Source organism: Oribacterium sp. P6A1, assembly GCF_000702885.1.
Classification (GTDB): Bacteria; Bacillota; Clostridia; order Lachnospirales; family Lachnospiraceae; genus Oribacterium.
Map to the genome: position 1 here is coordinate 179,509 of NZ_JNKO01000006.1, position 26,413 is coordinate 205,921.

Annotated in this window: 20 protein-coding genes; 6 read left to right on the forward strand and 14 right to left on the reverse strand. The window is 40.0% G+C overall.

Annotation, left to right across the window (positions count from 1 at the left end):
* Window positions 1-68: 68 nt before the first annotated feature.
* The 12 genes from T515_RS06370 to flgB form a co-directional block, all read right to left on the reverse strand.
* Window positions 69-2,135 carry a LicD family protein gene (locus tag T515_RS06370; RefSeq protein WP_036608909.1) on the reverse strand — a complete coding sequence of 689 codons (2,067 nt, stop codon included), beginning with the start codon at window positions 2,133-2,135 and terminating at the stop codon, window positions 69-71.
* Window positions 2,136-2,239: 104 nt separating this feature from the next.
* Window positions 2,240-3,448, reverse strand: a complete 1,209-nt coding sequence (locus tag T515_RS06375; protein WP_036608911.1) for a CgeB family protein — start codon at window positions 3,446-3,448, stop codon at window positions 2,240-2,242.
* Window positions 3,449-3,473: 25 nt separating this feature from the next.
* The gene (locus tag T515_RS06380; RefSeq protein WP_036608913.1) at window positions 3,474-4,520 is read right to left on the reverse strand and encodes a glycosyltransferase family 2 protein; all 1,047 of its coding nucleotides are present in this window, start codon (window positions 4,518-4,520) and stop codon (window positions 3,474-3,476) included.
* A gap of 29 nt (window positions 4,521-4,549) precedes the next feature.
* Window positions 4,550-5,734 (reverse strand): CgeB family protein, encoded by a 1,185-nt coding sequence (locus tag T515_RS06385; protein ID WP_036608915.1) that lies wholly within the window; start codon window positions 5,732-5,734, stop codon window positions 4,550-4,552.
* Window positions 5,735-5,952: 218 nt separating this feature from the next.
* On the reverse strand, window positions 5,953-7,140 hold the full coding sequence (locus tag T515_RS16505) for a C39 family peptidase (RefSeq protein WP_051671511.1): 1,188 nt from the start codon (window positions 7,138-7,140) through the stop codon (window positions 5,953-5,955).
* 623 nt (window positions 7,141-7,763) lie between these two features.
* Window positions 7,764-8,729, reverse strand: coding sequence for an IS3 family transposase (locus T515_RS06395; RefSeq protein ID WP_036608917.1), 966 nt, complete (start codon window positions 8,727-8,729; stop codon window positions 7,764-7,766).
* Window positions 8,726-9,403: a helix-turn-helix domain-containing protein gene (locus tag T515_RS06400; RefSeq protein ID WP_036608919.1), complete on the reverse strand. Its 678-nt coding sequence runs from the start codon at window positions 9,401-9,403 to the stop codon at window positions 8,726-8,728. Before T515_RS06400 ends, T515_RS06395 begins: the two co-directional genes overlap by 4 nt.
* Window positions 9,404-9,490: 87 nt before the next feature.
* Entirely contained in the window at window positions 9,491-10,576 is a 1,086-nt protein-coding gene (locus T515_RS06405; protein WP_036608921.1) for a protein-glutamate methylesterase/protein-glutamine glutaminase, read from the reverse strand.
* Window positions 10,577-10,682: 106 nt separating this feature from the next.
* Entirely contained in the window at window positions 10,683-11,495 is an 813-nt protein-coding gene (locus tag T515_RS06410; protein ID WP_036608923.1) for a CheR family methyltransferase, read from the reverse strand.
* 66 nt (window positions 11,496-11,561) lie between these two features.
* Window positions 11,562-12,044 (reverse strand): chemotaxis protein CheW, encoded by a 483-nt coding sequence (locus T515_RS06415; protein WP_036608925.1) that lies wholly within the window; start codon window positions 12,042-12,044, stop codon window positions 11,562-11,564.
* 14 nt (window positions 12,045-12,058) lie between these two features.
* Complete coding sequence (locus T515_RS06420; protein WP_036608927.1) at window positions 12,059-14,206, reverse strand: chemotaxis protein CheA; 2,148 nt, start codon at window positions 14,204-14,206, stop codon at window positions 12,059-12,061.
* 163 nt (window positions 14,207-14,369) lie between these two features.
* Window positions 14,370-14,759, reverse strand: a complete 390-nt coding sequence (gene flgB, locus T515_RS06425; RefSeq protein WP_036608929.1) for a flagellar basal body rod protein FlgB — start codon at window positions 14,757-14,759, stop codon at window positions 14,370-14,372.
* 378 nt (window positions 14,760-15,137) lie between these two features.
* Between flgB and T515_RS06430 the strand changes: the two genes are divergently transcribed.
* Window positions 15,138-17,654 carry a methyl-accepting chemotaxis protein gene (locus T515_RS06430; protein WP_051671512.1) on the forward strand — a complete coding sequence of 839 codons (2,517 nt, stop codon included), beginning with the start codon at window positions 15,138-15,140 and terminating at the stop codon, window positions 17,652-17,654.
* 223 nt (window positions 17,655-17,877) lie between these two features.
* On the opposite strand, the gene T515_RS06435 is transcribed toward T515_RS06430, so the two are convergent.
* Both T515_RS06435 and T515_RS16510 read right to left on the reverse strand, forming a co-directional pair.
* Window positions 17,878-18,927, reverse strand: coding sequence for a hypothetical protein (locus T515_RS06435; RefSeq protein WP_036608931.1), 1,050 nt, complete (start codon window positions 18,925-18,927; stop codon window positions 17,878-17,880).
* Between the two features lie 64 nt (window positions 18,928-18,991).
* Window positions 18,992-19,654 carry a methyl-accepting chemotaxis protein gene (locus T515_RS16510; protein ID WP_051671513.1) on the reverse strand — a complete coding sequence of 221 codons (663 nt, stop codon included), beginning with the start codon at window positions 19,652-19,654 and terminating at the stop codon, window positions 18,992-18,994.
* 468 nt (window positions 19,655-20,122) lie between these two features.
* Here T515_RS16510 and T515_RS06445 point away from each other — a divergent pair, with 468 nt between their 5' ends.
* The 5 genes from T515_RS06445 (at window position 20,123) to T515_RS17065 (ending at window position 26,329) form a co-directional block, all read left to right on the forward strand.
* Window positions 20,123-21,460, forward strand: coding sequence for a 2-hydroxycarboxylate transporter family protein (locus tag T515_RS06445; RefSeq protein ID WP_036608932.1), 1,338 nt, complete (start codon window positions 20,123-20,125; stop codon window positions 21,458-21,460).
* 337 nt (window positions 21,461-21,797) lie between these two features.
* Window positions 21,798-22,682 carry a hypothetical protein gene (locus T515_RS06455; protein WP_036608935.1) on the forward strand — a complete coding sequence of 295 codons (885 nt, stop codon included), beginning with the start codon at window positions 21,798-21,800 and terminating at the stop codon, window positions 22,680-22,682.
* A 157-nt stretch (window positions 22,683-22,839) separates the two neighbouring features.
* Entirely contained in the window at window positions 22,840-24,057 is a 1,218-nt protein-coding gene (locus tag T515_RS06460) for a M14 family zinc carboxypeptidase (RefSeq protein WP_051671514.1), read from the forward strand.
* A gap of 398 nt (window positions 24,058-24,455) precedes the next feature.
* A complete protein-coding gene (locus T515_RS06465; RefSeq protein WP_036608937.1) occupies window positions 24,456-24,659 on the forward strand; it encodes a hypothetical protein in 204 nt (67 codons plus the stop codon).
* 2 nt (window positions 24,660-24,661) lie between these two features.
* Window positions 24,662-26,329 (forward strand): IS66 family transposase, encoded by a 1,668-nt coding sequence (locus T515_RS17065; RefSeq protein ID WP_081832698.1) that lies wholly within the window; start codon window positions 24,662-24,664, stop codon window positions 26,327-26,329.
* Window positions 26,330-26,413: the final 84 nt, after the last annotated feature.

Sequence of the window (26,413 nt, forward strand, 5' to 3'; positions counted from 1 at the left end):
GAGGGTACATATCACTAATGTCTGACCCTAAATAGCTTATGGAATACCAACTAAACTTTGGAGACCAATTAATCATCATATTCCTTCAGTATCATTACAGGCTTTTTATCGTAGTTTAGATAATGAGCCAATGGACATGGATTTCCAGCAAAGGCATCGACATCTGTGTAGTCAATATCGGATATATGTTCTGCAAGAGTTCCCCAGCTTCCTTTTTTGAATTCCTGAACAATATTCAGAAATTTTCCATATAGCTTCTTGCCATCCTTACAAGATGGGGAATTAAGAACAGATTTCATATTCTCTGATATAAGCCATATTATATTTAATCTATCTGAAGCATCATGCAGGAGCTCAAGACATGAACGTATCTTTTTAAGGGATTTTTCACCATAGAGCGCTATAGGAGCAACATCCGAGTAATACAATAGGGTTTTCTTAGCTTTCGATGAAGAATTATCTTCGGATTCTTTAGGAATATAATCTTCTACAAATATCTTTTTATCCCAGTAATTTTTATCGGTTTCACCCATGGAAAAATCAACCAATCTATTGATATATTCATCCTTTAAGCTTTGAGAAGGAAGATAAATAATATCAGCATGAAGCATTACAGGTGTTTTAACTATAAAATTTAACGTATAGGCTGACTTAGCATCATTTGAATCATAATCCTTCATTTCAAACATTGGTACATAGATCAGTTTGTCAGTATATTTTAGCAATATGTTGCTGTAGAAGGCATTATGTATTGTCCAGGCTGGATTTATATCATCATAAGGACATTGAATGTAAATCCGGCTCGGGTGTCTCTTTGAGATATCATAATCATCCAGGGAGACTATAGGTACTTCATACCCATCTGTCTCATAGTGTGTAAAAAGTGTACTTCCGTCAATAGAAGTATCAAAATAAGATATAGGAATCACATAAACATTTGTATCAGGATTGGAGATTTCTTTGTGCCAAAAATAGTTAAAATTACGCCAGTATTTTGGGGATATAGGTAGAAAAACAACATCTTGATTAGAATCAGCATAGAATGATTTGATGCTTAAACCCTGTTTTAATGCATCTAACTGAGCTTTGAAATTTCCGTATAAAACAGGATCTGTTTCAATAAGAGCTTCGATTTTTTTTATATTATCATTAACCTGTTCTGCTTGTAACTGTTCTTCTTCTTTTAGTTTTCTCCTCAGATTAAGTTCATTTTTATCCCATTGACATTCCCAAAGTTTTCGTCCTAGTTTCTTTTGTAAATGGTCTTCAAGTTTTGCATAACATGGATAGTCATGCATTCCACCGTTTCGGTCAACCTTCATATAGTTTCCATAATGGGCTTTTAAAATCTCGTCATATGCGACTGGAATAGGAATGGTAGTACATTCGAAGGGAACATCCATAAGCTGATCGCAAAATTTCTTCTCCCAAAAACAGGAATGAAATAGAATCCATGCAGACATAAAGCATACCTTGGAGGCATCTTTTCGCTTGACTTCTGTTAGGGATTTTTCCGCAAGAAGAAACAGCTGTTTTGGAATAGGTTTGTTTAAATCTATTTTTACTTCCAACATAGATTCTATGTCATGTAAACATTGCTGATATTCATCTGTTATCGTATCTACATGCATAAATGTAATAGCAGTGTCTATAAGCATTTTTGCACGGAGACGTCTTTCTTCTTCCTGATCATCATCCTCATACATGTAGTCCAATACGAAAATGTCTATTCCGGATGGATAAGGGAAACCATGGTATTTCTCAAGAAAATCTTTGTCCAGATTATACCATGTGGTATTTACGATACGGGAGTAAATTTCCTGCCAGTCATCACTCGTACGCCAGCTTAGCAAGGCATAATTTTCAGGAAGCTCATCTGCATGAGAAAGAAGAAGCTCATAATCCTCTCTGAGTAAACAGATATCCAGATCATCATCCCAGGGTATAAAACCACCATGACGTACTGCCCCTATCAGTGTACCGCAATCACCATAGTATTTGATGTTGTATTTTTGGCATAGTTTATCTATCTCTTCAAGAACCTCAAGCTGAGCTGCCCAATTACGTTTCATCATACTTGTTACAAAGAAACCTTCACGTATTTCGTCTTCAAAATAATTATCAGGAAATTTCATGGTAAGATATACCTTTCTATTATAATGCTACTAAGAATAACGAATAACATACTTCAACTTTTCTCATACAAAAAAGGTGAAATGACCACTGTTATGTGGGAAGATTAAGTATGATATAAGTTTACAATCTCAATGATTTCTTTAACTCTTACATCAAAAGTATGCCGCTCTTGGATTTTTCTGTGTGCATTTTGGGCGATATCTATACGTTCTTTATCATTAGATAAGTAATAGTCAATTTTATCGAGAAGATCTTTCCTGCTTTCATAATAAACAAAATCTTCTCCGGGAATAAAATGATATGCAAGATCGTGTTGGTAATTGGATATCAAAAAACCACCGGATCCTAATATATCAAAAACCCTGAGAGGAATTGCATGTTGAATGCTTCTGAGTGTAATGTTCAAGTTTATCTTGCTTAATTTAAATATAAGAGGCATTTCTGTGAAGTAGTTTGCAGGTCCCATGTTATGTACTCCCTTAGGTGAAAAAGAACTGTTTAATTTATAGGTATATAATTTCAGTGGATGATGAGCGCCAACGAGAGTAAGAAGCTCTTTTCGTTCGATTATGGTGATTTGTCTGTTTATAATGTAATTTGCATAAAGATACTCTAATGTTTCTATGCTGTCAGAATAGGGATAGATATTACTGGCTTCCTGTATTTTCTGAGTGATATCAGGAGTGAGACACTGTTCTACAAAATTCACTCCGTCAACCTGGAGCTGACTCTGGATGATTCCATCAATATAGCCGAGAGTATAGGGATCAAGCTTTTGGGAAATCTCCTCATAATACTGTACTCTTTCAGTATATAGTGAACCTAAAAAGGAGATGTCAGCTGAAAATTTTTTCTTATCTGCTTTTGAGGGTGTTATTGAATCCAGTCTCTTCGTTGATGCTGCAAGAGGCAGATAGTATACATTCTTGATTCCACCTTCTTTAAATTCCATGTATTGCTTGGAATCGAACATCAGAACAATATTACAGGGATTCTTCATATTGTAGTTGTACAGGAATATTTCAGGATTATCATAAATCCAGGATACATAATTGATGTTTTCCTGATTACATACCTTTGAAATTACAGGTAGAAAGTTAAATGAAAAAACAAAATCAGGGCAATACTTTTTCAGGTCACTTAAAAAGTGCTTTTCAAAATCCGGATCATTGCGTACTTTTTCCGGATCATATTTGTAAGGATACTTGATTATTTCCAGAGAATTCTCATTGAAAGTACTATACTGCTCAAATGCTTCAAGCATATCCATATTTCCAAAAAATGTTTTTATATCAAGATAAAGGACTTTCATAAGTATCTCCTCCTATATTAGCTTATTAAGGAAATGTTTCTTTTATCAACGCATTAAGTTTGGATAAAGTTTCACTTGAATCAATAGGCTTACTAAGATATGAAAAAATATTATTATAACCCATATTGCAAATATATTTGTTTTTGGAATAGTCCGGATATTCCGAAAAAAGAATGGAACGTATATACTCATAGAACTGATAAGCGGTATCACTCTTAGGATCATTTTTAGTAAAAACTAATGTTTCCACAAAGGTCGACCAGATAATATAAAGCATAATTTCTTCCCGGTATTTTAAATATGTTTTTCTATCCTTTTTTAACCAATTCAAAAGCAATAGCTGTACAGCGGGATGATCCCCTCTGCGATGATATGCTGTTTCTGTTACGGTTGAATTTGGATGAATGAAATAGTTGTATAGATACTCTGGAATTATTTCGACATGTCTTGCATAGAGAAAAAGTGGATATACAAAAAGAGGCTCTTCATATATCATATTTTTCGGAAATAAACTTCCAACCGATCTATAAAAATCCGTTCTATAAAATTTATCCCAACAACCATAAGTTAATCCATCTCCGAGTAAGACTTTTCGTCTGGCTTCATCGTCTGTAAGATCCAAAGACATGGGTAACTTATATACAACCCTAGGAATTGAATTACCATTATCATCACAATATGTGCAATTAAATAATACCATGTCAGAGCCTGTGGATTCGGCTAATTGGTATAATGTTTTTATTGCATTTACTTCAAAAGTATCATCAGAATCAAGAAACATAAAATACTTACCATGAATATATTGGAGAGCTGCATTTCTAGCTCCTCCCTGGCGACTATTATGCTCAAGTTGAAGTATGATAACGGAGTTTGGACATTCGCTTTCAATCTGTAGTAACAGATCCCATGTTGCATTATGATCGTCAGAAGCATCGTCCACAAAAATCACCTCTATTGAATTTAAGCCTATGGTTTGACTTTTAATAGAGTTCCAGCAACGTATCAGGGTTGATGAACTATTATAACAAGGAACTATGACTGATACCAATTTTTCAATAGCATTACTAATCATGTTTACTCCTAATTCTAACACCCATTTTTTTATTCTATATTGGCATCCTTTAACATTTGGCCAACTCGTATGTCAAAAGTATGATCTTTCTGTATTTTTTTATAGGCATTTTCTGAGATTGCTTTTCGTTCATCTTCATGCTGAAGATAAAAATCAATCTTATTTATCAGATCCCTTTGTGACTCATAAAAAACAAAGTCTATATCCGGTTCAAAATACCTGAAGAAATCTTCCTGATAATTACTTATAAGAAATCCGCCACAGCCCATGATATCAAAACATCTTAAAGGAATTCCTTTCTTTATGCTTCTGAGTGAGATATTAAGATTTATATCGGAGCCTTTAAATACATAGGGCATATAATCATAGTATGTAACTATGCCATGATTATTTATTCCAGGCGCAGAAAATGATTCATCCTTTGTATATAGATCCACAGTGTGTTTTATGGCGATATGCTTTAGTAATTCCACTCTTTCAATTCCGGTTATCTTTCTGTTAATTACATAATCCGAATATAAATATTGCTTTGTATCAACACCATCTGTATGAGGCTCAATAGGAAGAGCATCATACATTTTGTTGATAGTATTGTTACTAAGGCACTTCTCGACAAAATTGTAGCCTTGTATCTGAATTTGTGATCTCATCAATCCTTCCAGATATCCATGGGTATAAGGATCAAGATTCGGAAGCATACGTTCATAAAAATTATGTTCTTCTGTATACAGAGATCCTACAAAGGAAATCTTTGCTTTGTATAAAGCTGCTTTAGTGTCATTCAAGGTGAATTTATCAAGTCTGTCTGTAGACGCAGCAAGTGGCAAATAATGTACTGTTTTTATTCCCTGGGAAGCAAAGTATTCATACATTTCTGAATCAAAAAGGAAGACCTCATTACAACTATTGATTAAGGTATAGTTGTAGAGGGCCACTTGAGGGTTATCATAAACCCATGAAATATATTTAAGACCGGCATTCTGACATACTTTCGAGACCAATGGATAATAATTAAAGGAAAATGCAAAATCCGGAGTTTCTTTTTTTATCTTGAGAAGCATATCGGATTCTATTTCGGGATTATGCCATATACCGACATTTTTATAGGTATATCTAAATATTTCTGTTTTCTTCCCATGAAGTCTGTACTTAAGTAATGAATCTATGAAATCATAAGCACAGAAACTTTCAACGTCTATATAAAATACTTTCATTAGTTTCACCCTTGAATTACTATAATAAATAATATCGTTAAAAATAGTGGCATATATAAGGAATGTTAAAAATATAATCAGAAATGATTTGGTGGAAATAGATGGAACATATCAATTGTTTGAATATCGTCTAAAATAGATTATATGACTGAGCTAATAACAGGTGACAAAAAAGACGACTGCGGCTGCAATCGTCTTAAGTGAAAATGCTGTAATCATTAATCATAGGACACTGCCCATAGTGGTCCCCCTGCGTCGTAAGAAGCCTTCAGTTCTTTAACGATAAGTTCTGTGGGCCATGAAGTTTCGCTGTTGCCTATTTTTGCGGGATCTGCAATCATTACACCTCCGTCGGGAGCATTTTCGGTTATGATCACAAAATGTCCCACATCCGTGAGAGCACCCCTGCCCATAAGCGCCACAAGTACATGTCCGGTGGATAAAAGTTCATGGACCTTTTCCGGAGTCCTTTCTTCAACCGAGGTACAGCTAAGGCCATAATGAGCCAGAGCGTTGGGAATGAGGCTGTGGTAGCTTCCTCCGTGAACGGCATATTCCTTGTTGTCAACAGCCCATTCAGCCACATCTATAGGCGTTATAGGGGAATCGCTGTCTGCAAAACTGTTTGCCAGCATGGCGACGGCTACAGGTCCGCATCCATAGCCTCCCATACGATCAGCTCCGGCTATTCTGTATTCCTTCCAGTGGGAATCTCCCTGACTGAAATACAGCATGGCACCCATGGCAGTGTCAAGGATACGGTTATAATCATTGTATACATAGTGAATGATGTCAGGTAAGGCTACACCTGATATAACATCATTACTGTTTTCTTCATATAGCTTTGAATTGTCAATGATTTCGGAGTTGGTATCATGCCATTCCAATAAAGTGTGGGCTTTTGAATCGGAATGTCTTTGCACCACAAGAGCTATTCTTGCTGCTTCTATGGCAGCTTTCCTGGCTTTATACTCGCAATATGCATCTACGGGCATATAAAGTGTATCATAGACTGTGGAGGCGCTTTTTTGTCCTGTATCGTAAACATCCTGTGCTGTGTATGGATGAATGAGATAGGCTATGCTGAAGGACAGCACTAGGGCTGAGATCAGAATGCCTATTCGTATGATATATCCTATGATGAGTTCCTCAGTGGTAAGATGCTCACGAAGATACCGGTTTTCGGCCCGCTGTTCAGCAAAATACGACTGTATATCAGCTAGATCATCGGAAATGGAATCAGATATCTCCATACGGGTTCTGTGCCATAAACTAAGCTGTTCTTTGAAAGATTTGGACGTAGCTGAACCTCCGGCAGCTATGCTTCCGGCTACACGTGCATCTTTTCGTTCATAATTGATTCCGTCCCAGGCTTTTCTCCTGTTGGCTGATGTCTGATAGGTCATGATTTTATACCCCTAAAATGAACCATGTCTAAAATCACGTAAGGTGTGAAGTAATCAGTTAAAGATAAAAGGATGAAAATACACACCTCGTATTAATATACTATCGAAAGAAAAAGTGTAATTTATAACGTTTTTGGGGTATGAAAATTATTTTTGTTATTAAAAAGAATTTGGATAAACACAATCTAAATCGAAAAGAAGATAAGCCATAAGTCAGGGATATTTGCTGCACAATTGAAGTACCCGGAGGGGGACAAAAAACAGTAAGAGGAGTTCATTAAAAAAAAGAGGATATCCCATTATGATCTGGGGTCTGTCAAGTAGATAAGCAAAACAAACAAAATAACATCAAAAGAAAAGGTGGTCACATAATCAGTGATCACCTTTTTACTATGTCGATGGTTAAATCCATCATATTTATCCTTGGTCTGCTTGTTGACTACTATAACTGCCAGGAAATAACTGTCAACCCTGCGCCAAGCGCACCGCGGAGCGGCGTTGGGGTTGACTGATATTTCCTGACAGTTATTCTGTAGTCAAGCAGATCAAGGATATTTGTGCGCTTTAGCGCACTTTATTCAAGGGCAGAGTCGCCAGACTCTGGCTTCGTTTTGGATAGATGATTATGCTGCCCACTTTGCTTTGTACTTCTGGATGCGCTTGTTCTCCGCAATAGGATAATCCTCTGGAGTGTCTGTGAGCAGAGCTTCCTGACGTACTTCTGCCGGAGCCTTTCCTTTAAATCTTTCCTGTGGACGTTCATATGTGTAGAAGTGTAGATATTTTTCTATTGCATCTCTGAGCGATGTTTCGTCGTTTATGTCATACATTGCATACATTTCTGTCTTGATTATTCCCCAGAATCCCTCTGTAGGACCATTATCAATGCAATGTCCAACCCTAGACATTGACTGATCCATTCCTTGGTTCTGAAGCTTCATTTGGAATACTTTGCTGGTGTATTGAAATCCACGATCTGAATGGAACAGAGGTGTGGCATCCGGATATGCCTCTATTGCCTTATCAAATGTTTTGAACACTAATGCATTATTGTTTCTTGTACTGATTACATATGATACCGGAACACGATCATAGAGGTCCAGAATAGCGCTTAGATATAGTTTTTTATTGACATCTGGAATCTTGAATTCTGTAACGTCAGTAGCCCACTTCTCGTTAGGTTTGTCAGCATGGAAATCTCTGTTAAGCTTGTTTGCTGCAACTGTTTCCGGTGTAGCATACGTATACTGTTTTCTCTTTTGACGTATAATGGCATGGATTCCAAGAGCCTTCATGATCCTGTGTATGCGTTTGACCTTGTATTCAGTACCATTGAAATGATTTATGTACAGTGTCATACGTCTGTATCCAAGGATATGGCCAAAGCGATCGTCATACTCTCTTATGAGTTCAGCAATCTTATGGTTCTCTAGTTCTTCTTCGGGGATCTCCCGATTAAGCCATTTGTAATAAGCTGCGTGTGATACACCCAGCGTTTTACACATCCAGTTTATACTCCAGTGCTTTTCATTGTAGAAAGACTGTATTGCTATATATTTGCACTCAAACCTAACCTTGCCGAGCCTCACATCCCTTCCAATTCTCTCACTTTTTTTAACAGTTCAACAGTCATATCCCTTTCCTGAAGCTGTCGTTTAAGTCGCAGGTTTTCTCTGCGTAAACGTTCAAGTTCATCAACTTCATCATCTGTTTTGTGATGTCCACGCTTATCAATGAGGCCGTCTTCTCCGTTAGCATCAAATTTTCTCACCCAGCTGTACACCTGTGTATAGGAAACATCATAGGTGGCTGCTGTACCTTTATAATCGCGGCCGTGATCAATGCAGTACTTAACGATTTCTTTACGCTCTTCAATAGTGGTTTTTCTTCTAGCTTCTGCCATATAGACCTCCCGCTTAGGATCATAATCCTTAAGCTCTCTATTGGCATTATACTCTGAAATCCAACGTCTAAGAACGCTATCGTTAGATATACCATACTTAGCAGTGCACTCCTCTACAGACAAGATTCCACTTAACACTGCTTCTACGCAAGATACTTTAAATGTACTACTGTAGCTGTTATTACCGCCGCTTTCAGAAAAAGCTTCAATTCCGCGAAAACGATATGCAGCAACCCATCTCACAAGGGTGGCATACCCTATCCCATTCGCTTTGGCGATAGAATCATATGAGCCTTCACCATTAAGATATTCATTTACTCTTTCGAGCATCCACTCGACAGAATGTTTCTTTTTGGCCATAAAAAATCCCCCTAAAGGAGACTTTGGTTATTTCCATTGTCTACTTTAGGGGAATCATATCATTACAGATATCCTCTAAAGAATCGATTATTTTATGATGCCGAGTTTTTTATAGATGATAGAAGGAATGTTCATGAGAGAGGCCTGCTGGCATACAGCACCTATCTTGTAAGCTTCCATAGGCATACCGTAAACCACGCAGGACTCCTTGTCCTGACCTATGGTGAAAGCTCCGTTCTTACGCATACGCAGGAGTCCGGCTGCCCCGTCGGCACCCATACCTGTGAGAATGACACCCAAGGCATTTTCTCTGACATTCTGGGCAACGGAATTGAAAAGGACATCAACTGAAGGAGCGTGTCCGTTGACTCTGTCTTCCTGAGTCACACTTACAGTATAACCGCTTCCCATTTTCTGAACACGCATCTGATATCCGCCGGGAGCCAAAAGCATGAGTCCCTGCTTTACATGGTCTCCGTTTTTAGCTTCACGAACTTCCATCTTACATATACGGTTAAGTCTTTCCGCATACATGGCAGTGAAACCGGCAGGCATGTGCTGAGTGATAACAACACCCGGCATATCTGCAGGGAAGTTACGGACAACACTAAGGATAGCTTCTGTTCCACCTGTAGAGGCGCCTATGGCAACTATCTTCTGTGAAGAAGAAACAGGTACCTTCAGATTGGTTGGGGCAGTCTCCTTTATAAGTGTTCCCTGGGATACAGTTAAAGGTTTTGATGTATCAATGGTATCCTGCTGAGGTATACGAACCTTTGAAAACGAAGCAACATATATTTTATTTCTTAATCTCTCCACGAATGATACAGCCGCATCCTGATCACTGAAATCCGGTTTTTTTACATAGTCAACAGCACCGGAAGCAAGAGCATCAAATACACGAATATTGAGAGTGGAGACGAGAATAACAGGAACAGGATGTTTTGGAAGAAGCTCTTTCAAAAAATCTATTCCCGACATACCCGGCATTTCGATGTCCAAAGTTACAACATCAGGCTTTATGGTTGGTATCTGCTTCATGGCATCAAAAGCATCCACAGCATGACCCACTACTTCGAAACGGTCATCTGCCTTTATGTTGTTCATCAAAAAATTGCGATACAGAACGGAATCGTCAACTACGAATACTCGGATTTTTTTGTTTACGCCCATATGCGGCATCCCCTTTTCTTAAAATAACATTAATACCCGCAAACGCGGCAAAGCGTTTGCGGATTTTAATACTTTTCTTAATTATAGCACATTAGTAGTAATCTTGTTAAACCTTTTGGTATATTGCAGGCATCAAATATTTGTAAGGACAGGTGGCTTTATTGAGTCCTTCCGAATGACCTATGAAAAGATAGCCGTTTGGATCTGTTACGTCATAGAAACGTTTTACCAGTGCGTCCTTTGTGGGCTGATCGAAATAGATCATAACATTTCTGCAGAATATGAGATCAAAAGTATGCTTCCATTTTATGGGATTCATAAGATTGAAGGTTCTGAATACTACATTGTTCTTAATTGCAGGAGATATGGTGTAGTTCCCGTCCGGTGTTTTTACAAAATATTTCTTCTGCCATGCGGGAGGAAGTTTACTAAGACTTTCTTCTCCGTAAGTCGGATTCATGGCTGAATTAAGTATATTCTGGGAGATGTCACTGGCAAGAATGCGAAGATCCCATTTGGAAGCCTCAGCACCGAAAAACTCAAGAAGATACATCATGATAGTGTAGGGCTCTTCACCGGAAGAACAGCCTGCGCTCCAAATATACACGCTTTTATCCATGGCGTGTTTCTTTTTGATCTCAGGAAGTATAGTATTCCACAGAAAATCGTAATGTTCCTTCTCACGTAAAAAATAGGTATAGTTTGTTGTAAGTTTGTTGAGCATGGAAACAGTAGATTCCTGATCTTTACCGCTTAGTATGAGCTCAACATAATCATGGAAGCTTTCGTATCCTTCTGCGGTAAGTGAATTGGAAAGACGGCTGACGATCAGCTGCTTTTTCTTACTTAGATCGATACCGTAATTTTTTTGGATATACTGATATAAACGGTTAAAATCTTCATCTGTTAATGTAACCACGTGTTTTTCCCCTTTATATGGCAACAGCTACCCGGTCAGCCCGGATAGCTGTCTGTTTGAATTGGTTTAGATATTTGCGTTGATCAGCGCATCACAATCAAATGACATTGCAACGGTGCCATCGTCCATATTAAGCATTCCGTTCAGGAGCTTCTTTTGACGTTTCATAGGTATAGGCTTGACAGTGTCAAGATCTATATCAACTACCTGACGGACATTGTCAACGACTATTCCGATTGGAACGTTATCTATATTTAAAATAATGATACATGTTTTGCTGGTGTATTCCGTTGCATCAAGTCCCATCAGAAGGCGAATGTCTACAACCGCGAGTACTGAACCTCTCAGATTGATGATTCCTTTTACATAGTCGGGAACCAGCGGGAGAGTGGTTATATACTGGTCGGTGATGATCTCAGTTACATAATCTGTACTCATGTACATAATGAGATCACCGGACTCGAAGGTGAGACAGCGCTGGAGATTCTTAGGATCATCATTGATGTTTTCCTCAGTCTGAGTTACCTGTGTGTTGATTTCTTCTGCCATGTCTGCTCCTCCTCTCAGGCATTTTCAATAGCCGCATTGTAAACGCCAAGTACATCAAGAATGATACTGATAGTTCCGTCTCCGAGAATAGTACATCCACTGATTCCTCTTGACTTCAGATCGAAGATGGAAACGAACTGAGGAAGCGGCTTAACAACAACCTGCTGCTCACCGATGAGCTCGTCCGCATAGAGACAGCAGCTCTTGTCTCCGTACTCAACCCAGACCATGATTCCGTCACGCATATCATCATCATACTTTCCATGTATGCAATAGAATTCGTTGAGCTTAACTATAGGATAGAACTCTCCGTCACGGTCTATCATTTCATTTCCGTTTTCATCACGAATGATTTCAGCGTTGTCGATCTTGAAGGAAGAACGGATATTGGCGATAGGAATGGTAAAAGTGGTATCTCCCACGGCAACCTTCATACCATCTACGATGGAAAGTGTGAGAGGAATCTTCATGGTCATGGTGGTTCCCTTGCCAAGATCGGAATCGATACTGAGTGTACCGCCAACAGACTCGAGATTCTTCTTAACTACGTCCATTCCAACGCCTCGGCCGGAGTACTCTGTTACCTGTTTGTTGGTTGAGAAGCCCGGCAGCATGATGAGACCGAGAGCTTCCTTCTTGGAATACTGATCCTTTGGCTTTGTAAGGATACCTCTTTCTTCACCCTTATCCAAAAGCTTGTCAGGATCCATACCGTAGCCGTCATCCTTTACTTCTATGACTACTTCGCTGGATGTATGTGTAGCAGACAGTACCAGTTCTCCCTGAGGATCTTTTCCTGCCTGAATACGTTCCTGGGCTGTTTCTTCTATGCCGTGATCCATGGAGTTACGCACGATGTGCATGATAGGATCCTGAATTGCATCAACGATGGTCTTGTCAACCTCAGTATCTTCTCCGATAACCGTCAGACGTACATCCTTATTGAGCTTGGTCTTCATATCTCTTACGATACGGCTCATCTTCTGGAAAACACCTGAGATTGATACCATTCGAAGGGACATGGAAATATCCTGAAGGTCATCAGTGAGCTTACGAAGCTGTCTTGCGGACTTCATGAAGCTGTCCATCTCTTCCTGAGGAAGCTGATTCAGGACAGGAGATGAAGTTACCATGGACTCCGTAATAACGATCTCACCAACCAGGTCGTTCAGAGCGTCAAGTTTCTGTAAGTTTACACTGATAAGACTGGACTTGACAGGACCGCTGCTCTTTGCAGCCGGTTTCTTATCACCCGAATCTGCAGGAGCCTTTGCTGCGGGTGCGGGAGCCGGTGCGGCAGCTGGTGCAGGAGCGGGAGCCGGTGCAGCGGCTGGTGCAGGAGCAGGAGCCGGGGCAGGTGCGGGAGCTTCAGCTTCGGATTTGTCCTCCGACTTCGGGGCATCAAGAACATCATAGTTCTTTATATATGCCTGCTGCTTCAGGCCTTCCTCGGCCATATTTGCAGTATCTAAAGAATCAAAGGCAAGATAGAAGCCATCGTCAACGATCACCTTGGCACTGTCCGGGTTCTGGTCCATATCTGCAGGATAGAAGCGGAAATCTATGCCGTTTTCCCTAAGTGCATTTACAATCATAAATGCACGAAGATTTTCCATACCTATGCCGTCTTCCAGAAAAGCATGGATAAATACCTGTGCGCTCGGATCATTTGGAAGATTTGATGATGCGGGAGCTGCACTGCCTCCACCGCCTTCGGCAGCGGGAGCTGCATCACCGGACTCATCACCTTCCTGCTTCAGTTTCTTAAGGAAAGCATCGATGGCAGACTGAAATTCACTGATATTAGGATCTATTTCTTCACCTGCTTCAACCTTTCCGACTTCTCCTCTGAGATAATCTTCAGATTTGAACATAAGATCAAACAGACCTTTTTTCTGATCCTGATTAAGGAATTCGATGCCCTTATCTCTGATGAAGAAGAAAAGATCTTCGATACGATGCGCGATTACGGAAATAGGAGTCAATTCCATCATCGCACTGGAGCCCTTGATCGTATGCATGATACGGAAAATTTCATTTACGTTGTCTGTTGAGAATTCACCGACTTTTTCGGCTTCCATGAGGATCTCATCCAGACGATCCAACAGACCATTTGTCTCAAAGAGATAGGTATCAAGCATTCCTTCCATTTCTGCATTCATATGTTCTGTACCACCTTTAAATTACAATTCCAACACTACAAGCTATTTCGTCAAAACGATTTTGAAAAATAAGAGCAATCTTAAGAAAAACCTGATTACTCCATATAAGTCTAAAAAAAGCTGCTTTAGATCTTTACTGATCCTGTGCAACAAATGAACTGGTTTAAAAATTAGCCACCGAATCCTTCAAGCGTGAAAAGTCATTGTTTATGGACTGAACCATCATCTGATATTCATAGGTAGTCTTTACAAGTTCGATCTGTTCCTGATCCATGTCGACGTTGTTTCCGTCAAGACGAGTGGATTCATTTGTCGTTGTGTGCAACGCTGCATAAGAACTCCTGATGGCTCTTTCAATGCCTTTGCCCGTGGCCGAACGGAGCTGGGCCGATCGGATGTTTCTACCCAGTACATTTTCAAATGTAACATACTGAGATTTGAAACCGGGGGTATCAACGTTCGCGATGTTGTTTATGGTGACATTTTGTCTTCCCCACAGATAATCAAGGGTGCGCTGGGTAAGATTTACACCATTTCCGTATAGATTAAGCATAACGACTCCTTATCGACGTTCCGTCGCTCCATTGGATTCAGATCCTTCTGAATATGATACTTTTCGGTTACCGGTTCGTTACATGTTATGCTGATGATGGTACTCATCAACTTGTCATAGTTATTTGTCGACAGTGGAATGTTTATTTATAAGTGATTGAGATGAAATTTTTATTCGAAAGTGCCACTGCTATATGATTTTTATTTTATTTATCCGATAGCAGAGTTTCTTCTTTAATAAAACTGAGATATATGGTGGAAACTTAAAACTTCAAAAAAACTAAAAAAGATTTTTTGTTCTTATAATGGTTTATCTTAATGCCGATATGAAGTTTATGTAACAGGTGCGCGAAATATCAAGAAGTGAGGCGTAGTAAAGATGAAACAGAAAAATAATCGTGTAAATGCAGTAAAGAAGGATATGCAGCTCAGTCAGAGATTGTCACTGATCGTAGGTGCTGCTATATTGACGTGTCTTGTCGTTCTTACGACATTCATAACCATCATTTCCGGTAAAAAGCTGGATGCCTCTGCCGAAGAGCGATTTATGACCTTGTCTCAGCTTAATGCGAGTAAGATCAACGCTATTCTCGGAAGGACACAGGTTATTAACCAGAGTCTTGCCAATGCTATAGATCTTATAATCACTGATGATGGCAATCCGGACGGTTATTTCGTAAACGACTTCAAGTCTGATGCGGGTTCACCTAAGGAGCTTAGTATCACCAATATGGATCTAAAGAGCCGTGTAACGGGAACGCCTATGACGCCTAACTGGTTTGAAGCCGAGGCCGTCATATTGGGCACATTGTACTCGAATGTAAAGAAAAATGACAATATCTATGGAATAGGTTTTTTCCTTGAACCAAGTGCATTTCCTGCAGGTGCGAGCGCATATGCCCCATATTTCAGTAAAGCTGATCTGGAAACCAATACCATAGAAAATTATACCTATGACAGATATAAGGAAAAATCCTATTATGTAAGATCTCTTACTGAGGGTACCAACGGTTTCACCGATTCCTATGAGGCAGAGGGTGTCAATATGTGCACATGTTTCTATCCTGTAAAGAAGGATGATGGCACAGTGATAGGTACCTTTATTATCGATATTTACTCCGACGTTTTCTCTACTATAAATGTTGAAGATCCTGAGTATCCGTCATTGTACAGTAATGTGATTAATGAAAATGAGAACATCCTTTATTCTTCACACACAAATGTTATAGGAAAACAGTTCAAGGATACAGTCAGTGAAGATGCTTATAACAAGATCAAGACAGAGCAGGAAAAGGGTGTAGAGTTTACCATCGTCACAACTTCAAGTTCAGGAAAGGTTCAGAGATTCTATAGTCCTCTTGTTATGGGCAATAAGACATGGTGGATCCAGACTGCGGTTTCAGTGTCTGAATATAACGCGGCATCCGATCTGATCAGAAACAGTATCCTTATAGCTACAGCAGTCATAGTTGTAATACTTTGTGTGCTTACTTATGCTATGATCAGCAAGAATCTGGCGCCTCTTAAGAAGATTTCAGATGCAGCCGAAAAAGTTGCACAGGGTAATTTCAACATTGATCTTAACTATGGCAGAAAGGATGAGATCGGAAATGCCATCAGCGGCATCGGAACTGTCATAGACAGAATTAAACATATAATAGAAGATCTTCAGAATAAACTTGGTGAGATCAGCCGAGGAAACTTTACCACTGATCTAAGTGATAACGGTACGTATGTTGGAGCATATGCTCCGCTTCTTGACTCCATGCAGCAGATTACCAAGGAGCTTAACCAGACCATGCTAGATATCCGTCAGTCATCAGAACAGGTATCCAGCGGCGCAGAGCAGGTTTCAGACGGTGCACAGGCTCTTGCCCAGGGCTCCACTCAGCAGGCTTCATCGGTTGAGGAGCTTTCCGCTACCATGAATGAAATCTCCGACAAGATCAAGGTTACAGCTTCCAAGGCCAAGGAGGCTTCTGATCTCGGTGCCGGCGCCGGTCAGGCTGTTCAGACTTCCAATGCAAAGATGGCAGAAATGTCAGCTGCCATGGAGGATATCGTTGAAAGATCAAATGAGATTTCCAAGATCATCAAGACCATCGATGATATCGCATTCCAGACCAATATCCTTTCTCTTAATGCTGCAATTGAGGCAGCCCGTGCAGGATCGGCAGGTAAGGGATTCGCGGTTGTTGCGGATGAGGTAGGAAATCTAGCCAAGAAATCTCAGGAAGCCGCACAGAATACGGCACTTCTCATCGAGGAGACCATAGAGGCGGTACAGCGAGGCGGACGTATATCTGAAGAAACTGCAGAAGCATTGAATTCAGTGACAGAGAAGTCTATAAAGATTACAAATCTTGTTGATGAGATTTCTGATGCTTCCAATGAGCAGGCAAAGGGTGTTGCTCAGGTCACTGAAGGAATCGATCAGATATCATCAGTTGTACAGACAAACTCCGCAACTGCGCAGCAGTCTGCGGCAGCAGCAGAGGAACTCTCAGGACAGGCTAACATACTCAATGATCTTGTAAATAAATTCCAGTTAAAGGGTGTGGCATCAAGTTATACAGGTAAGAAGAAAAAAGCCGATTATGTTCCTCCTGTAATGACAGATGAGAACTCGAACAGTGACTATATACCGGATTCGGCATATAAGAAAGCCAATGTTCCGGTGCCTAAGAAACCTGCGGACAAACCTGCAGCAAGCAGTGTAAAGCCGACAGCTCCTAAACCTGCAGCATCTAGGCCTGCAGCTCCTAAGCCATCGGCAGCTCCGGTTGGAGGCGGTGATGTATTTATCCCTTCAGATATGGATGGAATGGACTTAAGTAATGTAGATCCTGCATCACTCAAGAAGTATTCTTCAAATAACGGAGCAGATAAGTATTGATCGTAAATAACTGATTGGCAGATAGAATGATATGAGGTAGTGACCCTACTTTATATAAACATCCCCAATGTGAAGGCAACCGCCATACGTTCCCCTAAAACGTGGCGGTTGTCCTTTTGCGCTAAATATATCCTTAATATATTGGGCCTGCACAATAGTATATATAATCATAATTTAAAAGGCTGCCGGATTACGATAAACGTAACTCGACAGCCTTATATCATTATTCGGCGTTGTCTCCCTTTTTCTTTTTCTTTCCGCCGATCTTGATTTTTGCAAGCTTGATCTTCGGAAGAGAAATCTTAGGGATAGGAAGTTTGAAACCTTTTTTCTTCTTCCCGCCGCTATCACCTTCGTCAGGAGGTGTTTCTTCTTCGCTTTTAGCTTTTTTCTTTAGCTTCAATTTCCGGATAAGGATCATCGCTCCTGCAACAAGTACTTCCAGAAGTATGACTGTGATAAAACCGATAAAGAAAGAAACTATAGAGAAACCGCCGGATTTCTCTTCAGGAGCTTCAGTTTCGGTTTCGGATTCCGGTACAATGATGTTTCCGTCTTCATCGGTTTCCATCGGAATGGGCTCACCGTTCTCATTGGTCTCCATATATACTTCGATAACAGGAGAACCGTCTTCTCTGGTCTCAACTTCGGTTGATTCAGCTGTTTCAGCAGCCTTTGTACCGCCTTTTTTTGCCTCAGCAGCATTACTTTCTTCTGCGGCTTTAAGTTCTTCGGGAGTAAGAGAGTTGAAAGAAACAGGAGTTCCGGAACCGTTTACCTTTACGAATTCTTTACCCCAGTTTCCGTTAAACTTATCTTCTACAACTTCTTTTGCGGTTTTAGCCTGAATGGTAGACAAGTCGGAAAGCTTAACATAACCTTCTTTAAGATCTGCATAATTAACGAATCCCCAGGAAATACCGGATTCATCGGTAGCTTCGTCCAAAACATGAAGTATGGTATTTTTCGGAATAGGAATGTTAATGCTTAAGGCGCTTTCGGAAGAGGCCTGCTGATACAACTTGGTACCTTCGTCACCGCTTACTATCACATAGTAGGAATTATCAGGGGGCGGTGCGGTGGTCTCTTCTATAGTCGCTTCAGTTTCCGGGTTTTCTCCGTCTTCAGAGGATTCTCCTTCGGCGGTGCTTTCATCGGCTTCTGTTTCAACTTCTTCTTGAGCATCCGGAGCGGCAAAGCTATGTACAGGATATGAAATTACAGCAGTCGCTGTTCCCATAAGAAACAGTGGCATAAGAAATTTTTTCTTCATAATAGTATAAACCCGCTCTATTTTGTGTCTCAAATTACTATGCAAGTCCGAACATCATGAAAAATCAAACTTCTTCATTTTTTGAAATGGAAAGAGAAGACACAATGGACTGTATCTTGTTCACAACACGCTCGATCTTTCCTGTTGCATCGGAGCTGGCGTCGGACAGCTTTTTAACTTCTTCGGCAACTACGGCAAAGCCACGACCTGCCTGACCGACACGGGCAGCTTCAATACTTGCATTGATTGCTACGATCTTCTGACGTTTCTGAATGTCCTTCAGATTATTTGTACTGGTAATGACCTCTTTTACAAGTTTCACAGTTTGACTAAGACCATCGGAGAGATTGGAAAGAACATTTCCGTTGGCATAATTAAAGTACTGTGACTGGATGAAGTTATTGATGAGTTCTTCAAGCAGCTTTACGGCTAAAGCAGTATTCAAAGCAGCTCCGCTTGAGGATTCCGTAACTGTAGCGGTTCCAATAACAGAGTCGTTCAATATGATATCGAAATTGATGCCTCTTGAAGAGGAGTCTGTGGAATCAAACTCTCCTAATTCATCATCAGCGGCAGTACCCTGACCTGCCCCGGGATCTTCAGAAGAAGTGGATACAATGGTCTCGCCATCGGTGCCCTTTATCATGACATCCGATCCTGTAAGGTCAGACCAGCTTTTGATAATGGAAGAGAGTTCCGTTAAGTTACAGAATTCGTTGATTTTCATAATTTGCGTCTCCTTGTATTCTAAAAGAAAGATATACTAAATTTTCTGTTAAAATGAAGTATTCGTTCACTGATCACTAAGTAATTATTCGGCTTATTGGCATAAATTCATAAGGCATAAGAGGAGGGTGACGGATATTTATTTTTATGAATGATATTGACAAAATTATACAGTCCGGGTAATAAGAGGAAATAAAGGTTTAGCCCTTCGTCCTGTTGTTGTGGGTATAGATTCGGGCAATGTATACGACCTTAGTGCGAAGCAGTGTGCGGGATTAGTGATAGTTTGATATCATTTTTTACATAAAGAATGATTGAGAAAAAAATTTTATCATGTTAAAATGGACTCGTATTATAAATACGTGTCCATTTTTTTGATGGACAAAATTTTTTCCGGAATAAACCGGAACGTCATATTTCAAAAAGAAGTGAGCTGCTTCACTTCAATTTTTAAGGGGGATTTTTTAATATGGCAGACAACAAACACGCAAGAACCGGGCTTTGGCTCGGCGGTCAGCCTGCATGGCTGGCAGTTATTTGTATCATTCTCGTACTTGCACCTATGTACATTACAAAGGCAAGCGATGATGGTCCTAAGATGATCGCAGCTACTACCATGGCTTCAGTACTTGGTATCTGCTTCGGTCTCGCTGTTATTTTTAACGAGCTTGGTGAGAGAATACCTATCTGGAACACATATATCGGTGGCGGTCTTCTTCTTACATTCTTCGGTGTAGCTATCCTTAAGCAGTTCGGTCTCATTCCTGAGGCAGGACTTGATGCTATCAATTCATTTATTTCAGATGATGCAAACTTCCTTGAGCTGTTCATCATCATGCTGATTTGTGGATCAGTTCTTTCTCTTGAGAGGGATATCCTGTTAAAGTCATTTGCAGGTTACATTCCTGCTATTCTTGGCGGTCTCCTTGTTGCAACTATTTTCGGAGGCGTTACAGGTGCTATCTTCGGTATTCCTTTCAAGGATACACTCATTAAGTACACACTTCCAATCATGGGCGGTGGAAACGGTGCCGGTGCCGTACCTCTTTCACAGATTTACGAGCAGGTAACTGGCGATGCGGCAGCTAATTACTATTCATTCGCAATCATCGTTCTTACAATCGCTAACATTTTCTGTATCATCGCATCAGCAGGTCTTAATGCTCTCGGTGAGAAGGTTCCTGCACTTACAGGTGATAAGAAGACTCTTATCCGTGGTTCAGAGAATCTTGTAAGAGATGATGAGAAGGTTTCAACAGACAATACTGACCTTGCAGGTGCGCTTCTTCTTGCATTCGCATGTTTCTCAGTTGGTGAGCTTATGGCCGGCAAGTTCCTTCCAAAGATCGCAGGCGCAGCTATCCATAAGTATGCTTACATGATCATCTTCGTAGTTATCCTTGCCGCTACAGGTAAGATTCCTGCAAGAGTTCGTGCAGGTGCAAAGAGACTTCAGAGCTTCTTCTCAGGACAGCTTGGTATCATCATCATGGTTGGTATGGGTGCTGATTTCAACCTTGCAGAGCTTTTCAATGCAGTATCTCCATCAAATATCCTTATGGCGCTTATGATCGTTGTAGGTGCAGTTATCGGTTCAGGTGCAGTTGGTTACCTTGTAGGTTTCTATCCTATCGATACAGCTATCACAGCAGGTCTTTGCATGGCTAACAGAGGTGGAAACGGTGACCTTGCTTGTCTCGGTGCTGCAGATCGTATGGATCTCATTGCATATTCACAGCTTTCATCACGTCTTGGTGGTGGTATAGTTCTTATCATCGCATCTTTCGTATTCTCATTCATGCTGTAATAAAGAGATCGTATTTCGATTCAGGGATTATATGGTTCATCAATGATGAATATATACAATATCGTCAAAACTATTTAAGCAGCTGGTTTTGTATTTCAAGAGGCATTCCGTTTGGAGTGTCTCTTTTTTTCGCGATAAGGCGGTCATGCGGACGCTGTGCTCGCACAAGCGGACATAGGACCGCCAACGCGAAATCGACCATCAAAGATGGGAGATTAAAGATAAGGCGGTCATGCGGACGCTGTGCTCGCACAAGAGAAATCCTCTTACTACACCTTTACTAATATGATATAATCCTTCGTATTGCATGAAATAAAATCAACAGGGGGAAGTTTTAATGATAGTTTATTACAAGAGGATGACCAATCTTCTTATGGCTGCTGGAGCAGTGATTGGAGCTGTTTTGGGTTGGATTCATTTTGAGGGTAACATTTTAAACAATGAAAACAAGACAGCGGTTTTTGTTTTTGCTCTTTTTATTTTTGCAGGTATTATTGTGTTTCGATTTGTTGGTGCTATCGTTGCCAGCAAGAAGCTTAAGAAAGTTCAGGCAATCCTTTATAGAGAGGCTGATCCAAAACGCTTTTTAGAGACATTTGAACCTGTAAATGAAAAGGTTCCTCATAATCTTGCGGAATATGCCAATGGACAGAACTGGATATCATACGCTAAGGAAGCGCTGGGAGATTTCGACGGAGCCTTTGATGCTATCAAGGATCTCAAACCTAACGAGCTGAAAATCCATGCTCTGACAACTTCAGCACTTATAGTCAATCAGAAGACGAATCTTCAGATACTCAAAAGAGATTATGAAGCAGCGGAATTTCAGATTGAGGATCTTAAACATTTAAAGGAGCTTGCGGATAAGAGAGCGAAGATGCTGGCAGGAAATCTGGAACAGCAGATAAAGGTCCATGAAGCAAGAATTGCAGCAGCAAAGGGTTCAGAGGATGCTGATATAAAATATCTTGAAGAAGAAATTCAGTATGCAACCAATGAAATCTATAAAAAAGAGATGCAATTGGAAGTGGCGGAATACTATCTTCGTAAGGGTAAGGAAGATAAAGCTGAATTTGATAAAGCTATGGAGCTTCTAAAGGATATCATAAAGGAACCGAAAGGCTTATATACCGAAACAAAAGCGACTGAGCTTATGGAACATCCTGAAAAGATGGTCACCTATGACGAAGATAATGACGGTTTTGTTGTTATCATAGAATGATATATGATTTATATTTGATTACTTTTTCTTACAAACTCCTGAGATTTGGTTCCCGGGAGTTTTTTTATGTTAGAATTCAGAAAAAATAAGCTTTATATAAAAATAAAGGATTCAGAAAAAATTGTTGATAAATGTGTCGGCAATTTCGGAGGTTTAAATGAAAAGAAATATCAGAAGTACTGTTTTTACGGCAGCTATAGCAGTGACAATGATGATTCAGACCATATCGGGTACTGTGGTTTATGCAGAAACCGGTCCTTCAAAGGGAACAGAAAGCTTTGATATAAATATACAAAGTCAGGGGCCTTCTGTCCCGACATCAGCGATGACTTCTTCAAATACAACAGCCTTAGCTTCAGACGAAACAAGTCCTTTCAGTACCAATGTTTACGGTACTCCTGTAAACGGATACTATTGTGACGCTGTAACAACATATACTTATGAAGACCTTCAATCAGATATCAGTAAATTTACATCGGAATACGGTGAGTATGTCAAGACGAAAGCACTGGGTGTCACAGCTGATGACAGAAATATCTATGAGCTTATAGTGGGAAACAGTGAGGCTGAAAATCAGATTCTTCTTATAGGTGCAATGCATGGAAGAGAATATATTACGACTCAGCTTATCATGAGACAGCTCCACAGCCTGCTGACACAGGCTAAGACCGGCGGAAATATAAACGGTCAGACTGTTTCTTCATTACTTGAAAAAACCTGTATATATGTGATTCCGATGAATAATCCCGATGGAGTGACCCTGAGTCAGTTTGGCGAGGCAAAGGTTAATAAACAGGAGAATATCGCAAATCTCAGGGCAATGATAAATCATGATAAGGAGAGAGAAGGATATACCGGTAATACGGACTGGTATTACAGAAGGTGGAAAAATAATATAAACGGTGTGGATATAAACAGGAATTTCTCTTTTGGATGGGAACAGCTTGATGATTCAAGATATTTTCCTTCCTACGAATACTATAAGGGGGCATCTGCTGAATCCGAAGCAGAAACAAAGGCTCTGATTGAAGTACTGAATGGTACCAATATAGATGAGGTAATAAACTATCATGCCCAGGGAGGCGTAATATACTGGTCATTCGGTGCTGCTCCGGAGGCTGTTGAAAAGAGAAGTAAGGAACTGGCAGAACTTGTAAAGTCTGAGACAGGATATATCCTGGGATCTGAGTCTGCCAATAAGAACAGTAAAGGTTCCGGCGCATACAAGGAATATATAGCCTTGAAGGGTATACCTTCAGTGACTATAGAGGTTGGGCTTGGTTCCTGCCCACTTCCTGATACTGATATAGATGGCATATGGGAAAAGAATCATAATGTTCTAAACAGTCTTATATATGAACTAAATAATCATTAAACAGACCGGAATGTCCGGATTGTCAATATGAGATATATTTTGGCAGGATAAGCTGTTAGGATAGTGAAAAATGTATAAAATTTCATGTTACTGTTCACACCCCTACTATTTCATATTGTTAAAAATGCTGAATTTAAAAATTTAATTTTCAAAGGATCCGAGACGCTGTTGTGGACAGCCTCTCGGATTTTTTAAATTAACTCCTATATCATCTGTGTAATCCACAATTCGCGGTTTATTCTGGTCCATATGTCAGAAAATGTGGAAATCCATGTCCGATTTTTTCCGGTTTCTGACGAATCATAAGCTTATACACATGTCATTTTGACGGAATGTCAAATCCTTGAAATTCGCGTAAAATCGAGCTTTTTGCTATACTTTTTTCAGGAGTAACAGTCATGGGAAAACAGGAAGAAAAAATTATAGCAATGCAGGAACAGCTAATCAAAGGATATGAGAAACAGATAGCTGGTCTTGAGGAAGAGAATAAATCACTTACAGAGTTAAATGAACAACTGAAAGAACTCTTGGAATTGCAGGAAAAGGAGCTATCGTTTTTTAACGGTATACTTGATAAGGCTAAAAAGAAATTTAAATTTTGACTATGACAAAAACTGATCTTATTGGACAACTTCAGATGCGGTTAAAGGCTGCGTTAACAAAGATATCTGATTTCGAGTCAGGGGAAATATACCAGACTATGAAAGAAGAACATAGAAAGGCTAACCGTGCTTTTCAAAGAACTATAGACCAGAAAAATGCCCGTATCCAGGAACTTACACATATCAATGAAAAGATATGGAAATGGTGTCAGGAAGTCTGTGAAGATCAGGAAAAAGATCATAAGGCAAAGACCAAGGAGCTCATACGTCGTATCCATCAGATTTATGAGCTCTATCTTGGTGCACTCAAAAAGAATGATGAGTTAAAAGAAAAAAACAGTGAACTTCGACAGGCTAACTATGCATTAGCGTCTGAACTTGAAGATGAGCGTGAGAAAAACAAAAAACTGATAGCGCAAATAAACCGGGATTATGAGAATTCTTCAAAACCCTCTTCACAGTCTGTTAATCATAAAAAGATCACAAATAATCGTGAGAAAACCGGTCGTAAACCCGGAGCTCAGCCTGGTCATCAAGGTCATGGACGCAGAAAACTAGCACCAACAAGCAAGATATTTCTCCCTGCCTCATCCGAGATCTTAAATGATCCCGATTACAAGGAAACAAACAAGGAAGTTGTGAAACAGCTGGTTAATATCAGGCTTGTACTTGAGGTGGTTGAATATCGCGCAAAAGTCTATAGAAATTCAAGGACGGGCGAGAAATACCATGCTCCGTTTCCTAAAGGTGTCGTTGATGATGTCAACTATGGAGGAAGTATCAAAGCATTCCTTTATCTCTTGAATAATGATTGTAATGTCTCTATTGATAAAAGCAGCCGTTTTCTGGCAGAACTCACCAACAATCAATTAAATATCTCGAAGGGTATGATCAATAAACTCGGAAAAGAGTTTGCTGAAAAAACCGAAGAAGAGCGAACTGAAACCTTTAAAGAGATGCTTCTTATGCCTGTCATGCATACGGACTGCACAAATGCTCGCTATAACGGTAAAAGTGCATATGTATTCATCAATGTTGCGCCTGATGGAACAGCGCTTTATTTTGCGCGCAAAAAAAAGGGACACGAAGGCGTAAAAGGTACAGTGACAGAATACTATAATGGCATACTGGTACATGATCATGAATCCACTTTCTATAACTATGGTTCAGAACACCAAGAATGTCTGGCTCATATCCTCCGGTATCTGAAAGATGGAATGGAGATGGAACCAGAGAAAACCTGGCACAGATCAATGAGAGAACTTCTCCGGGAAATGATCCATTATCGTAATGAACACGAATCAGATATGGATTCGGAGGTTGTTGCCGATTTCGAGACAAGGTATATGAAAGTGCTGGAAACAGCCAGAGATGAATATGAGTATGTGCCTCCGAGTAAATACTACAAAGATGGGTATAACCTATATTTGAGAATGAGAAAACATTCCAAAGAACATCTTCTGTTTCTTCATAATGTCAATGTACCGAGCACAAACAACATAGCGGAGCGCTTTCTACGTGGCTACAAGCGCAAACAAGGGCAGGTGATGTCTTTCAGATGCTTTGATACAATAACGCATCATTGTGAAGGCAAGAGCGTGCTTGTTAAGATACGGCAAAATGAAGGAGCCAATGTGTTTGATGAAGTGACACAAAGATTTGACTCATAGTTGGCAGAACAGCCGACCCGTTATTACTGAGACTCAGTTTAACGGATCGGCTGTTTTACTACAAGTTCACCTGTGAACAGTAAC

Bases quoted from the DNA above. Each gene is read 5' to 3' on its own strand.
- T515_RS06370 (WP_036608909.1), bottom strand. From the start codon at position 2,135: ATGAAATTTCCTGATAATTATTTTGAAGACGAAATACGTGAAGGTTTC.
- T515_RS06375 (WP_036608911.1), bottom strand. From the start codon at position 3,448: ATGAAAGTCCTTTATCTTGATATAAAAACATTTTTTGGAAATATGGAT.
- T515_RS06380 (WP_036608913.1), bottom strand. From the start codon at position 4,520: ATGATTAGTAATGCTATTGAAAAATTGGTATCAGTCATAGTTCCTTGT.
- T515_RS06385 (WP_036608915.1), bottom strand. From the start codon at position 5,734: ATGAAAGTATTTTATATAGACGTTGAAAGTTTCTGTGCTTATGATTTC.
- T515_RS16505 (WP_051671511.1), bottom strand. From the start codon at position 7,140: ATGACCTATCAGACATCAGCCAACAGGAGAAAAGCCTGGGACGGAATC.
- T515_RS06400 (WP_036608919.1), bottom strand. From the start codon at position 9,403: ATGGCCAAAAAGAAACATTCTGTCGAGTGGATGCTCGAAAGAGTAAAT.
- T515_RS06405 (WP_036608921.1), bottom strand. From the start codon at position 10,576: ATGGGCGTAAACAAAAAAATCCGAGTATTCGTAGTTGACGATTCCGTT.
- T515_RS06415 (WP_036608925.1), bottom strand. From the start codon at position 12,044: ATGGCAGAAGAAATCAACACACAGGTAACTCAGACTGAGGAAAACATC.
- T515_RS06420 (WP_036608927.1), bottom strand. From the start codon at position 14,206: ATGAATGCAGAAATGGAAGGAATGCTTGATACCTATCTCTTTGAGACA.
- flgB (WP_036608929.1), bottom strand. From the start codon at position 14,759: ATGCTTAATCTATACGGAAATGGTGTAAATCTTACCCAGCGCACCCTT.
- T515_RS06430 (WP_051671512.1), top strand. From the start codon at position 15,138: ATGAAACAGAAAAATAATCGTGTAAATGCAGTAAAGAAGGATATGCAG.
- T515_RS06435 (WP_036608931.1), bottom strand. From the start codon at position 18,927: ATGAAGAAAAAATTTCTTATGCCACTGTTTCTTATGGGAACAGCGACT.
- T515_RS16510 (WP_051671513.1), bottom strand. From the start codon at position 19,654: ATGAAAATCAACGAATTCTGTAACTTAACGGAACTCTCTTCCATTATC.
- T515_RS06445 (WP_036608932.1), top strand. From the start codon at position 20,123: ATGGCAGACAACAAACACGCAAGAACCGGGCTTTGGCTCGGCGGTCAG.
- T515_RS06455 (WP_036608935.1), top strand. From the start codon at position 21,798: ATGATAGTTTATTACAAGAGGATGACCAATCTTCTTATGGCTGCTGGA.
- T515_RS06460 (WP_051671514.1), top strand. From the start codon at position 22,840: ATGAAAAGAAATATCAGAAGTACTGTTTTTACGGCAGCTATAGCAGTG.
- T515_RS06465 (WP_036608937.1), top strand. From the start codon at position 24,456: ATGGGAAAACAGGAAGAAAAAATTATAGCAATGCAGGAACAGCTAATC.
- T515_RS17065 (WP_081832698.1), top strand. From the start codon at position 24,662: ATGACAAAAACTGATCTTATTGGACAACTTCAGATGCGGTTAAAGGCT.